A 12,779-nucleotide genomic window follows, 5' to 3' on the forward strand; every position below is an offset into this window, starting at 1 on the left:
GAACTCATCCGGATAAGTGGCCGGGTGGGTGTGTGTACTGAGATTGAGGTGAACTCCCTTGAACAACAAGCCGATCGACATTACGCGACTCGGGGCGATCCGATGCCTGATCGCTCCGGAACCGCGTACGACGCCGGAGGGTGAGGTGCGGCGGGACCGTGAGGGGAACCCGCTGTGGATCACCGGTCTGTCTGTGCGGCAGGCGGAGGGGCGGGGGCTCGACACGATTCACGTGACCACGAGCAACCAGCCGCAGGGCCTCGTAGAAGGCGCTGAGGTCAAGGTCACGAACCTGTGGGCCAATGAATGGGCCGTGGGCGGTCGGAACGGCACGAGCTACCGGGCCGATGCCATCGCGCCCGTGTCGGGCTCCGGCGGCGGCTCCGCGTCGGCTGCTCCGGCTGCCGCTCCGCGTGGCAAGTCGGCGGGTGGCGATTCCTGATGGAGCGTTACTTCTGGCACCTGAACGGCGCTCAGACAGACGGCATGGCCTGCGTGGTCTGCGGCATCAACTTCCTCACCACGAAGATCACATCTGTTCCGGTGGGCCGGTCGCCTGCGGATGACTCCCAGGTGTTCGCCTGCAAGGACCCGTGCGCGGTGGTGATCGCCCATGAGGCTGAGCGCATGGCCCGTCAGATGCGGGCGGCGGCGGGCCAGGACGGCGCGGAAGAGCTGGACGTTGCCGAGTGCGACGATCCGGTGTTCAGCGTTGACGGCCACTTCGGCTCGCTGCTGCGGGACCTGCGCACGCTGGCCGGGGCTGAGGCGCTGCTGGCGACGGCCGACGACATCCCCTCCCTCCGGTTCCTCCTCTCCCTGGCGGCCCGTCACGCCGAGGCGGCCATGATGCGCGCTCGCCTCGTGCTGGCGCGGACCAAGGAAGAGACCAAGGAAGGGGGCGAGTGATGCCCGCGTCCTTGGTGGTCTGGATCCTGTCGGCGCTGCTGATCGTCGGCGTGCTGACACAGAGCTGGTGGGAACCGCGTCTGGAGGCTCGGGGGATCCCGTACCGGCGGTGGCCGTGGCGCTGGTGGCTGGTCGGCTATCCCGCAACGGCGCTGCGGATCCGGTCGACGTGGCGGCGGCTGGCCTACCTCAACGGGCTCTCGGTGAGCACGTCGCCGGATCGACGGGTGATCGGCCGTGATCTCGTGGTGCAGGGACAGGCGCTGCGGCCGAAGCCTCCTCGGCTGTCCTGGCCGGTGCCGACGAACACCGGGCTGACGCTGCGGGTGCTGCTGCATCCGGGGCAGACTCCGGCGCCGTACTTCGCGGCGGTCCGGGCCATGGAACACGCCTGGCGCGTGCACGGTGTGCGGGTGACCTCCCCGCGTCGGGGAGAGGTGTTTATCCAGGTCACGGCCCTGGATCCGTTGACTGGTGAGGTTCCTTCGGCCCGGGGGCCGGCTCACGCGCTGCTGTCGGCGGACGTGGGCCGGATCGAGGACGGCGAACCGTGGCTGATCGACCTGCGGCGCGTTCCTCACTGGCTGGTCACGGGGGCTACGCAGTCCGGGAAGTCCTCGCTTCTGGCGGCGCTGGTGCTCGCGCTGGCCCCTCAGCCGGTCGCCCTGGTCGGCATCGATTGCAAGGGCGGGATGGAACTCGGGCTGTTCGGCGGGCGGCTCTCCGCGCTGGCCATTGACCGCAAAGAGGCGGTCGGCCTGCTGTCCCGGGTGGTCGACGAGATCCGCCACCGTATGAGCGTCTGCCGGGCGGCGGGCCAGCGCTCCATCTGGGACCTGCCCGAGGATGAACGGCCGGTACCCCTCGTCGTCATCGTCGACGAACTGGCAGAGCTCTACCTCACCGACGGCTCTAGGGAGTCCAAGGACGAGGCAGAGCAGTGCGGAACGCTGCTGCTGCGGGTCGCTCAGCTCGGCGCGGCGCTCGGCGTCCACCTGGTGGTGGCCGGTCAGCGGGTCGGCTCCGACATCGGCCCGAGGGTCACCGCGCTGCGCGCTCAGCTCGGCGGACGCGTCGCGCACCGGGCGCATGACGAAGCCTCGGCAGAGATGACCTTGGGCGACATCAACCCGGATGCCGTGATCACCGCGCAGAACATCGCGGAAGACGAACAGGGTGTGGCCGTGGTCGCTCAGGGCGGCCGGTGGACGCGTGCCCGCTCCCGGCTGGTCACCACAGCGGATGCCGCCCAGATCGGCCGGACGGATCCCCCGGCGAACCCGTTCCTGACCAGCCCCGACCCCGTGACATTCGAGAAAGGAGGAATGGCGGCATGACACAGACTCACATATGGGTCATCGACTCATTCCTGTTCCTGTACGTCGTCCTTACCGCACGATCGCGGGAAATCCGCTGGTATCAGGCAACACTGATCGCGCTGTTCGGATTCCTCCTGGCCGGAACGCCCTTCGCATATCCCGTGTGGGCGATCGTTCAGGCCATCGGAAGCCTCTTTTTCGGCTGACACCGGAAAAGAAACCATGAGGCGGGAACCGCTCGCCTCGTCATTCTCGCAGAGGAGAAACCACCATGAAGATCCGCAACAACCTCGTCCGTGCCCTTGCCGCTTCCGCGCTCGGCCTGACCGTGACGGCGGCCGGTATCGCCACCGCTGGCCCGGCTTCGGCAGCCTCGATGCCCAAGGCGTGCGACTGGGAATGGGCCTACCCGCAGTCCAATGCCGCGTAGTTAAGAAACGGCGAGGATTTTGATGTCGGGTGGGTCGGGGTGGTGGATGGTGGTTTCGGTGCGGAGTTTCTTCCTGTAGGCGTGGACGTGGACGCGTTTGACGGCTCGTGGGCTGGTACGGTGCCGGCGTCGCGGGTTGAGTCTTTCGAGGATTTCTGTGCGGGCTGTTTCAAGAGCTTCCGTGAGACGCTGAGGGGGAAAAGCCCGCCTGGTCGGTGACCTGGCGGCGGATGATGCGCAGTGATCTGATGAAGGACAGCCTGTCGGGGTCGATGTCGGCCTGGTCTGCTGCCTCGCACATCAGATGTCGGACCGCGTAATGGGTCAGTAGGAGTGCCCAGATCTCCTGCTCGATCATGTCCGGTGTTTTCGAGCGCAGGACGCCGCCCCGGCCGCGCTGATGGGTCTTGATCTCGTCGAGGCTGGATTCGAGTTCCCAGCGTTCTGCGTAAGCGGCCGCGAGTTCGGCGGCGCTGGCCTCGTCGGGATCCATGATCGTGGTGATCAGGCAGAAGATCTCGCCTTTCCCTTCACGGTTGGTCACTTCGTACTCGACGACACGGACCGGGATCCCGGACGGCTCCTCGATACGCGCAGATCCGCGGTAACGCTGGTTCCCGCGCCGGTTCCTGACTTTTGGGTCGAGCAGAAAGGACTCGTACGATCCGTCTTTCAGCGGCCGGACTACCGGGAGATGAGGTCCGTCGGGCATGCGCCACAGCAGATCCGCGCCGGTCGCGGCGGCGGCCTCCCACAGGCGGTAGGCGTAAAATCCCCGGTCAGCGGTGATCAGCATGCCCGGCTCGAAGTCGGTGACGAGTTCTTTTGCGAGGGCGCCCTCGTCCACACGCCAGGGCCCCAGCCGGGCGGCCACCACAGCGTGGGTCCCGCATTCGCCAAGTCCCACGACTTTCACCTGCGGGAAAGGAGCGGGGTTCTTCGTCCCGCCGGAGCGTCCGAACTCCGCGTCATTCGCCGGCGTATCGGGAATGTCCAGCACGAACCCGTCGATGGCCATCAGCCGCCACCGGCCCAGCCAGGCTCCTTGCGTGCCCCGCTGAGCACACGGCAGAGCCACCCGCTCGAACAAGACCCGCAAAGGATCCGGTCCCAGACGCCGACGCGCCTGGGAAATCGCACTTGTCGTGGGGACCTTCCAGTCCTTGCGCCATGTCCCCAGGAACCGTAGGCCATTGACGAGTAGACGGATGACTTCCTCGTACGACTCACCGAAAAACAGGCACAGAGCCATGACGTAGTAGACGACAACGCGGGCCGGCAGCAGGCGGGACCGCTTCTCGAACCGGCCCGTCTCAGCCAATACTTCATCGACCAGATCCCGGTCGACCAGACGCGTCAGAACCCCGATACCCACCCGGTCCGTCAACCGCGTACCGGAAACCGCCGAGCTACCCCGAACCCCACCCATGAAGAAGGAAGATAACCCGTTTCATCGCCGCCACAGACAACGGCGGCCATGCCGGTTGACCATCCACAACCAACGCGGGCGTGTCGCTGTGCACATGTGGAAAGAGAATCCCAAAACACTTATCTACGTGGCATTGACCCGCAGTCGACGGACATCTCGAATGCCGTGAATCTGCGGAGCGGCCCCGGAGCGAAATACACGTCCAAGGGAATCCTCTACAAGAGCACTCGTTTCGCCGAGTACTGCAACAAGGATTTCAAGTGGGGCTACGGGAAGGTCACCAGCGGCCCCAATAAGGGGAAGTGGGGCTGGGTCGCCTACAACTACCTCAACCCGGTGGAAAGCGATAACCCCCACCCCTGCTCTCTCGCATAGCAACACTCACTTATTTTCCAGCTGATCAAACCCAAGTCGAATTCATAGCTGAGCCAAGACAAAGCAGGAGCTGACATGAACGCCGCGCCTATCCCTCGTGAAAGGGGGCCTCCCGTGTATCCGGAATCGGATCAGGCGCGGCGCTCAGTCCTGAATGAGGCTGAGCGTCTGCGCCTTCTTTCTTCCACCGAACGCGACCTTATCCGGCTCGTCCACGAACCCGGATATTCTCGCTGGCTCGATCAGATCAAATCCATTGGCGGGTGCGCCCACCCGATTTACCTGGCCGGTCACACCACGACTCGTGATGCCCTCACGGGTGAGGTTCTGCGGCACTACGACACCAGCGCCGAACCCGGCGGACGTATGCCGGTCCGCTGCCGCAACCGGCGTGAGACGCGCTGTGAGCCGTGCTCCTACCTGCACGCGGGCGACACGTTCCACCTGGTCCGCTCCGGCCTGCTGGGCGGCAAGGGCATCACGGACGGCGTCCGGCATCACCCCCGGCTCTTCGTCACCCTGACTGCCCCCTCGTTCGGCCCCGTGCACCGTGCGAGCGGCCCTGACGGTGCTGTATGCCGCCCTCGACGGGACGGCGGAGTATGCGAACACGGCCGGTCCCTGGGCTGCGGCCAAAAGCACGCGGAGACAGATTCCACGGTGGGGCAGCCGATGTGCCGGGACTGCTACGACTACCCCGGACATGTCCTCTGGCACGCGAGCGCCGGCTCACTGTGGAACCGCTATTGCCACATGCTCCGGCGGCATTTGGCGACTGCCGCAGGAATCACACAAACTCGCCTCGGTGAACACCTGAAAATCTCCTTCGCGAAAGTCGCCGAATACCAGCGCCGCGGGGCCGTCCATTTCCACGCCGTTATCCGCCTCGACGGGCCCGACGGCCCTTCCTCGCCCCCGCCGCTGTGGGCCACAACCGAACTGCTGTCAGACGCCGTGCGGTCGGCTGCGGCATTGGTGGAGGTGCACACCCCGTATTCCCCCGCGACCGGTGAGCGGATCATCAAGTGGGGCAAGCAGATCGACGTACACCCGATCCGCAGCGACGCATTCACGGAAGACTCGGCGGTGACCGATAGTGCCGTTGCGGCCTACGTCGCGAAATACGTCTCAAAGAGCGTGGGCGACTCCGGCGGAATCGACTACCGCATAGACGACTTCGACAGCATCCGCCTTGCCCCGGTGAATGCCCACCTGCGGGCCCTCATGACTGCCTGCTGGCGCCTGGGCGGCCTGCCGGAGCTGGAGGCGCTGAACCTGCGGGCCTGGGCTCACACCCTCGGCTACCGGGGCCACGTGCTCACCAAATCCCGCCAGTACTCCACCACCTACGGGGCACTGCGTGCGGTCCGGGCCGAATACCAGGGCGGCGGTCCGCTCGCCCTGGAGGAGCAAGAGACCGTTACCGAATCGGCCTGGCGCTTTGTGGGCTCCGGGCACTCTCCGGCCGAAGCGGAAATTGCGCACGGAATAGCGGACGATCTAGCGAACCTACGCGAAATCAGAAGGGACATGATTGCGGAGGGGTGGAAATATGCTGCGTGATGAGTGGGCGGGACATTTCCACTCCGGTCGTAGTGGGGGTCGTCGTCCTGAGGGGCTTAAATGCTGGCGAGTTACGAGTGAACGTGCGGAAGTCGTGGAATGTCTTAGGGAGGCTTTTGGTGGGGAAATTAGGGAGTGTCGGACTGGGGACTCTTTTACGCTGGATCTTCTCACGTGTGCCGAGCGGGTCAATGTCATCCTTACGGATGAGGGGTCCATACGTACAGAAATGGTGATGTGGGGTCCTTCCGGAATACGGCACCACTGTGACGGGGTGCGTTTTCTGTCGCCGGACGAAAAGCGGGGAACGCGCTGTGGGTGCCCAGCAGGTATGGCAGATCGCAGAAACCGTGCAATGGCGGGAAGGGGACCCCAGGTGAGTGCGGAAATAAGCTTCCGTGTGGCTCGGTTCCCTGACTTGGGAGAGTTTCGTTTCCGGTCGAGTTCCTGGCGGCTGATGGAAGCTGCCAATTCTGTAAGGGCTCGTTTTCCTGTCGAAGGAAGCGAGATTATTTGTGATCTCGCATTGGAGCCTGCTGCCTTCGCTTTGCATAGCGGCCTGACTGTCATTGCTGTCGCGCCGTCTATTAAAGTGCCGGTCCCAGATGGATAGGCGTGCATGACTGTTCCATGCGATCAGGTAACGCTGTGAGCCCCCGCCGTGTTTCTTGCCCCTTGGCGTACGGCGGGGGCTCCCTATTGCCCGAGTAGCTGTCGGCGACGTGACGCGTCGGTAGCGTGAGCCCACCCGCTGACTCCGGTCGCTTGGCTGCCTGGCCTTGTCCGGTGTTCACCCGGGCGGGGTGTTTTGGTCTCTACTCCTTGGTGCGACGAGACCCGAGAACGCCCCGGAGACCGATTACACCGATGACCGTTCCTAGGATGAACGAGACGGCGGCAAGGGTCAGATGGACCCATAGGTAGGCCGTAGGCTTACCGTTATCGAACGCGAGTCCGCTGGCGTCCTTGAAGAGGTTGTTAGTGAAGGTGACCCAGATCACCCAGGACCAGGCGCCGAACGCTGCGAGGAACCAGGAGACAGGGCGGGTGAGCTTCATGGGTCGTCCTTCGGGTGGGGCGGTTGGTGCCCTGTCAGTATGTGACTCGCTCCCGGCGAGCCGTCCGTTGGGGGCGGCAGCGGTTGTAGTGGGTTCTTGCGTATGGATCACTTTCGTCAAAAACCTGATCAAGGACGGCAGCGGGCTCGCGTTCGACGACGCGGGTGACCCGACCGCGTACTTCTGGGTGCACTTGCTGCTCGCCGTCGTTTCCTTCGTATTGGGGACGGTTGTGGGGGCCATCGGGTTGCGCGGTCTGCGCGCACTGCGCCGCACGTCATAGCAACTGCGCCGGACGTCACGAGAACTGCGCCGACGTCACAACAATTCGGACCACGAAAGAGGGGGTACGACCGCATGGTGGTCGTCTTCGCGCTCGTCGCACTGGCTGTGCTGAGCGCCCTGGTGGCGGGCAACTGGTATGTGTGGCGAAGACTGTTCCGCGACACGACCCGGGGCCCGGGCCTGGTGCGCCGTGCGGGCGCGGTGCTGGTGGCGGGCGGCTGGGTGCTGGCGATCACGGCGCTCGTCTCGGAACGCACCGGCGCGCCCTTCTGGCTCCAGCAGGTGCTGGGCTGGCCGGGCTTCCTGTGGCTGGCCCTGTGGATCTACCTGACGCTGGCATTGGCGGCGGGTGAGGTCGTACGACCGCTGCTGCGGCGGTTCCTGGAACGGCGGGCGCGGGCCGGGACGGCCGTACAACAGTCCGAGCCGGTCCCGGCGGAAGCCGTCGCGACCGCCGCGGCCACGCCCGCCGCCGCGCAGGGCGCCGACCCCGCAGCCGGGCCGGTGCCGGCATCGGAGTCCGGGCCGGCCGCGGAGCCGGACCCCGAGGCCGCTCCACCGCCCCCGGCCCTCCCCTCCCGCCGCCTCTTCGTCTCCCGAGTCGTGGGCGGTGCCGCGGCCGCCGCGGCCCTCGGAACCGTCGGCTACGGCACATACGGCGTCCTGAACGGCCCGACGGTCAAACGGGTCACCGTCCCGCTGGCCAAGCTCCCGCGCGCGGCGCACGGTTACCGGATCGCGGTGGTCAGCGACATCCACCTGGGCCCGGTCCTCGGCCGGGGCTTCGCCCAGAAGGTCGTCGACACGATCAACTCCACCCAGCCCGACCTCATCGCGGTGGTCGGCGACCTGGTCGACGGCAGCGTGAAGGACCTGAGCCCGGCGGCGGCCCCGCTGGCGGGGCTGACGGCCCGCCACGGCGCGTACTTCGTCACCGGCAACCACGAGTACTTCTCGGGCGCCGAACAGTGGGTCGAGGAGGTACGGCGGCTCGGCATGCGCCCCCTGGAGAACGCCCGCGTCGAAATGGCGCACTTCGACCTCGCCGGCGTCAACGACGTGTCGGGCGAGGACGAGGGACAGGGCCCCGACTACGCCAAGGCCCTCGGCGACCGGGACCGGGCACGCGCGTGCGTGCTCCTCGCCCACCAGCCGGTGCAGATCCACGACGCCGTCGACCACGGCGTCGACCTCCAGCTCTCCGGCCACACCCACGGCGGCCAGCTGTGGCCCGGCAACCTCCTCGCGGCGGCGGCCAATCCGACGGTGGCCGGGCTGGAGCGCTACGGCGACACCCAGCTGTACGTCAGCCGCGGCGCGGGCGCCTGGGGCCCGCCGACCCGGGTCGGCGCGGAGTCGGACATCACGGTGATCGAACTGGCGTCGAGGCAGGCGTGAGCGTGTAATCCCACTCTGTGCGAGCACTGTGAAACCTGGTCGAACCCCCCTTGCGTAAGGTCTTTCCCAAGTCGAACAAAACTCCCTTCCCCCAGGTGAAACACCTGTGTTTAGGTGATCCGCGCCATAAGGGGCGTGGCATATGCGCTGTGGCTCAAAAAGGGCCCTGGGGAGGGCAAACCGATGCGGTCGGTTCGCACACGGATTCTCGCGACACTGCTCGTGCTGGCGGCCGTCGCCGTAGGCGCCTGGCAGTTGTTGCCGTCGCGGAGCGGCAACAGCAGGACGATCACCGTAGGCACGACGGACGCCGTCACGTCGCTCGACCCGGCCGGTGCCTACGACGCCGGCTCCTGGGCGCTGTTCAGCAACGTCTTCCAGTCACTGCTGACCTTCGGTCCGGGCGGCGCCGCCCCCGTGCCCGACGCGGCCGCGAGCTGTGCCTTCGTCGGCAGCCACCTGGAGACCTACCGCTGCGAACTGCGCAAGGGCCTCACCTTCCCGAGCGGCCGCGAGATGACGGCCGAGGACGTGAAGTACTCCTTCGACCGCGTCAAGAAGATCAACTCCGAGGTCGGCCCCGCGTCCCTGCTGGCCACCCTCCGCTCGGTCGACGCCGACGGCCTGACCGTCACCTTCCACCTCTCCTCGCCCGACGCCACGTTCCCCTTCAAGGTGGCCACCGGCGCCGGCTCGATCGTCGATCACACGAAGTACCCGGCGAACGCCCTGCGCACCGGCACCGGCGTCGACGGCACCGGAGCGTACGAACTGACGGCGTACACGAAGGACAAGAAGGCCTCCCTCACCCCCAACACGCACTACAAGGGCGCCGTCGACGACACCGGACAGCCCGTCGAGCTGCGCTACTACGCCGACGCCAACCAGCTCGACAGCGCCTGGAAGGCCGGGCGGGTCGACGTCGCCACCCGCCAGCTGCCGCCCGGGGTCCTCGCCGGACTGAACGCCAGCGACCCGAACCAGCGGGTGTCCGAGGCCGACAGCTCCGAGACCCGCGACCTGTACCTCAACACCCGCGCCGGCTCGCCGCTGCACGACACCCCGGTCCGGCAGGCCATGGCCTGGCTGATCGACCGCGAACGGCTGGCCGCCACCGTCTACGACGGCACGGTCGACCCCCTGTACTCGCTGATCCCGACCGGCATCACCGGCCACACCACGTCGTTCTTCGACCACTACCCCAAGCAGGACCCCAAGAAGGCCCGGGAACTGCTCACCAAGGCAGGCGTGACCCTGCCGGTCCGCTTCACCTACGGTTACGCCAAGGGACGCGGCGCCGGCGCCCCCGAGGCCGCGGAACTCAAGCGGCAACTGGAGGCGAGCGGCCTGTTCAAGGTCACCGTCAAGGCCTACGAGTGGACCGACTTCCAGAAGCGGTGGGCGTCCGGAAAGCTGGACGCGTACGCGGTCGGCTGGGTGGCCGACTATCCGGACGCGGACACCTTCGGCGCGCCGCTCGTCGGCACCGACAGCACCATGAACACCGGCTACAGCAGCAAGACCGTCGATCAGCTGATCCGGACCAGCCAGCAATACCCCGACCGCAGCCAGGCCGCCCGGGATTTCCGCGAGCTGCAGCAGGCCGTCGCCGCCGATGTGCCGGTCATCCCGCTGTGGCAGGCCAAGGAATACGTCGTCAGCAGCGAGGCCGTCGGCGGCGGGCAGTACCTGTCGGACGGCACCGGAGTCTTCCGGCTGTGGCGCCTGACCTGGATCTGACCCGGCCCGACAGGACCGTCACGACCGTACGGCCGCCCGCCCCGGCAGCGTGACCGTCACCGCCAGCCCCTCGCCCGGCGCCGTCCGCACCGACACCTCGCCGCCGTGTGCCCGCACCACCCCCTGCACGATCGCCATGCCGAGCCCGCTGCCCGCACCCCCGCCGGCCCGGAAGAACCGGTCGAAGACCCGGGCCGCGTCCTCCGGGCCGAGCCCCGGCCCCTTGTCCGCGACACACAGCCGTACGACCCCGTCCGCGCGCCGCACGCCCAGCCGTACCGGCGCGTCGGCCGGCGTGTGCGTGTGTACGTTGCCCAGCAGGTTGCCGAGGACCTGCCGCAGCCCGGACTCGTCGCCGTGCACCAGCAGGGAGCCGTCGGCGTCCACGGTGATGGGCCGGTCGGGCTGCTGCACCCGCAGGTCCTCGGCCGCGTCCCGCACCAGGCGGCTGATGTCGACATTGCGGAACCGCAGTTCGGGCTGCTGATCGAGGCGGGCGAGGGTGAGCAGCTCGTCGACGAGCCGCCCCATGCGGTCCGTCTCCGCCAGCACCCGCTCCCAGGCCCGCTTGCGTTCATCGGGGTCGGACAGCATGCCCTTGTCGTACAGCTGGAGGTAGCCGCGTATCGCGGACAGCGGGGTGCGCAGCTCGTGCGAGGCGTCGGCGACGAAGCGGCGCAGCTGGGCCGCGCTGCGCTCGCGCGTGCGGTACGCCGACTCCACCTGATGGAGCATGGAGTTCAGGGCGAGGCGCAACTGCTCGACCTCCAAAGTGGGCTCCTGGCTGGAGGGGACGCGCCGGGTCAGATCCCCCTCGGCGATCGCCGACGAGGTCTCCACCATGTCCTCCAGGGGCCGCATCCGGCGCCGGACGCTGAACATCGTCAGGCAGGCCAGCAGCGCCAGCAGCAGGGACCCGATGGCGAGGTCGAGCTTGATGACCTTGGCGACGCCCTCGTGGAGGCCGTCGGTGGAGGTGGCGAGCAGGATGTACGTGCCGTCGGCGAGCTGGGTCGCCGAGGCGCGGTAGGCCGTGCCGTACAGGCGGACGTCGCGCGGCTCGGGATCCTCGATGAGGGCGCGGGGGTGGTCGACCGCGCCCGCCAGCCCGCGCTGGGCGTCGGTGGGCTGGAAGCCGAGGATGCCGACGGGCTCGCCCCCGCCGTCGACGGCGGCGAAGATCGAGTCCGGCCGCGGCTGTTCCTCCAGAGTCTGAGGGGCCAGCCGGTCGCGCACGAACCCCAGCACGCTCAGCGAGTCGATCTGCCGCAGAGTGAGCTGCGAACCGCCCAGCGAGTCCCGGGTCTTGACGAGCTCCGTGTCGATCTGGTCCAGCAGGTAGTACCGCATGCCCATCACGCTCACGGCGGTCGCGGCGACGATGCCGAGGGCGAGCAGCGCCACGTTCGCCAGCGTGAGCTTGCCGCGCAGCGAGTGGATGCCGCGCTCGCAGCCCAGTGCCCAGGACAGCCGGGGGACCCTCATGCCAGCCCGTACCCCACACCCCGCCGGGTGGTGATCACCGGCGGTCCGAGGCTGTCCAGCTTGCGCCGCAGATAGCTGATGTAGGTCTCGACGACGGTCGACTCGGGCGGGGTGTGCTCGTACTGCCAGACATGGCGCAGGAGTTGCTCCTTGGGCACGATCCGGCCGCCGTTGCGCACCAGGAAGCGCAGCAGGGCGTACTCGGTGGGGGTGAGCTCGACGGAGCGGCCCGCGCGGTGCACCGAGTACGTCGTGTCGTCCAGTTCCAGATCGCCGTAGCGCAGCGGTGGGCGCTGCGGGAGGACGTCGGCCGGGCGGGTGCGGCGCAGCACCGCCGTGATCCGCGCGACGACCTCGTCGATGTTGAACGGCTTGGTGATGTAGTCGTCGCCGAAGCCGAGGGCGCCGACGATCTCGGCGGGCGCGTCGCGCGCGGTGAGGAAGACGAGTGCCAGGTCGGGACGCCTCGCGCGCAGTTCCCGGCCGAGCGCCCGGCCGTCCCCGTCCGGGAGCATGACGTCGAGCAGCGCCGCGTCGGGCCGCGTGCGCTGGACCAGCGCGAGCGCCTCGCGGACGGTGCCCGCCGTCATCACCTCGAACCGGTGGTAGCGCAGGGCGATGGCGAGCACGTCCGCGATGCTCTCCTCGTCCTCCACGACCAGCACGGTGCCTGGAGCCGTCGTCATGCTCCCCAGTATCGGCGCGACCACTGACAGTGGGGCCGGTTCCCGCTTTGGAGTTCCTTGAGAGTCATGCGCGACGCATGTCCACACGCGCGTGCCGCCCCA

General features: G+C 67.6%; 13 protein-coding genes. 9 read left to right on the top strand and 4 right to left on the bottom strand.

Going from position 1 to position 12,779, the window contains the following annotated elements:
• Positions 1–58: 58 nt before the first annotated feature.
• The 5 genes from Q4V64_RS32315 (at position 59) to Q4V64_RS32335 (ending at position 2,658) form a co-directional block, all read left to right on the top strand.
• Entirely contained in the window at positions 59–442 is a 384-nt protein-coding gene (locus tag Q4V64_RS32315) for a hypothetical protein (protein WP_216377783.1), read from the top strand.
• Entirely contained in the window at positions 442–909 is a 468-nt protein-coding gene (locus Q4V64_RS32320; protein WP_124445914.1) for a hypothetical protein, read from the top strand. The genes Q4V64_RS32315 and Q4V64_RS32320 overlap by 1 nt, the downstream gene beginning before the upstream one ends.
• Entirely contained in the window at positions 909–2,246 is a 1,338-nt protein-coding gene (locus Q4V64_RS32325; protein WP_124445913.1) for an FtsK/SpoIIIE domain-containing protein, read from the top strand. The genes Q4V64_RS32320 and Q4V64_RS32325 overlap by 1 nt, the downstream gene beginning before the upstream one ends.
• Positions 2,243–2,434: a hypothetical protein gene (locus Q4V64_RS32330; protein ID WP_124445912.1), complete on the top strand. Its 192-nt coding sequence runs from the start codon at positions 2,243–2,245 to the stop codon at positions 2,432–2,434. The genes Q4V64_RS32325 and Q4V64_RS32330 overlap by 4 nt, the downstream gene beginning before the upstream one ends.
• Positions 2,435–2,499: 65 nt before the next feature.
• Positions 2,500–2,658, top strand: a complete 159-nt coding sequence (locus tag Q4V64_RS32335) for a hypothetical protein (protein WP_303713283.1) — start codon at positions 2,500–2,502, stop codon at positions 2,656–2,658.
• A 169-nt stretch (positions 2,659–2,827) separates the two neighbouring features.
• Here the strand turns inward: Q4V64_RS32335 and Q4V64_RS32340 are convergent, their stop codons facing one another.
• Entirely contained in the window at positions 2,828–4,087 is a 1,260-nt protein-coding gene (locus Q4V64_RS32340; RefSeq protein ID WP_124445729.1) for an IS4 family transposase, read from the bottom strand.
• Between the two features lie 489 nt (positions 4,088–4,576).
• Here Q4V64_RS32340 and Q4V64_RS32345 point away from each other — a divergent pair, with 489 nt between their 5' ends.
• On the top strand, positions 4,577–6,025 hold the full coding sequence (locus Q4V64_RS32345) for a replication initiator (RefSeq protein WP_253266913.1): 1,449 nt from the start codon (positions 4,577–4,579) through the stop codon (positions 6,023–6,025).
• 815 nt (positions 6,026–6,840) lie between these two features.
• Here Q4V64_RS32345 and Q4V64_RS32350 read toward each other — a convergent pair.
• Positions 6,841–7,083, bottom strand: a complete 243-nt coding sequence (locus Q4V64_RS32350; protein ID WP_124439715.1) for a hypothetical protein — start codon at positions 7,081–7,083, stop codon at positions 6,841–6,843.
• A gap of 67 nt (positions 7,084–7,150) precedes the next feature.
• Between Q4V64_RS32350 and Q4V64_RS32355 the strand changes: the two genes are divergently transcribed.
• From Q4V64_RS32355 to Q4V64_RS32365, 3 genes are all read left to right on the top strand, one after another.
• The gene (locus Q4V64_RS32355; RefSeq protein ID WP_124439725.1) at positions 7,151–7,366 is read left to right on the top strand and encodes a hypothetical protein; all 216 of its coding nucleotides are present in this window, start codon (positions 7,151–7,153) and stop codon (positions 7,364–7,366) included.
• A gap of 74 nt (positions 7,367–7,440) precedes the next feature.
• Complete coding sequence (locus Q4V64_RS32360; RefSeq protein WP_124439714.1) at positions 7,441–8,766, top strand: metallophosphoesterase; 1,326 nt, start codon at positions 7,441–7,443, stop codon at positions 8,764–8,766.
• 183 nt (positions 8,767–8,949) lie between these two features.
• The gene (locus Q4V64_RS32365) at positions 8,950–10,506 is read left to right on the top strand and encodes an ABC transporter substrate-binding protein (RefSeq protein ID WP_124439713.1); all 1,557 of its coding nucleotides are present in this window, start codon (positions 8,950–8,952) and stop codon (positions 10,504–10,506) included.
• 18 nt (positions 10,507–10,524) lie between these two features.
• Here the strand turns inward: Q4V64_RS32365 and Q4V64_RS32370 are convergent, their stop codons facing one another.
• Positions 10,525–11,991, bottom strand: coding sequence for a HAMP domain-containing sensor histidine kinase (locus Q4V64_RS32370; protein WP_172629161.1), 1,467 nt, complete (start codon positions 11,989–11,991; stop codon positions 10,525–10,527).
• On the bottom strand, positions 11,988–12,677 hold the full coding sequence (locus Q4V64_RS32375; RefSeq protein ID WP_124439712.1) for a response regulator transcription factor: 690 nt from the start codon (positions 12,675–12,677) through the stop codon (positions 11,988–11,990). The genes Q4V64_RS32370 and Q4V64_RS32375 overlap by 4 nt, the downstream gene beginning before the upstream one ends.
• Between the last annotated feature and the right edge of the window lie 102 nt (positions 12,678–12,779).

It is taken from the genome of Streptomyces sp. NL15-2K, from assembly GCF_030551255.1.
Lineage (GTDB): Bacteria > Actinomycetota > Actinomycetes > Streptomycetales > Streptomycetaceae > Streptomyces.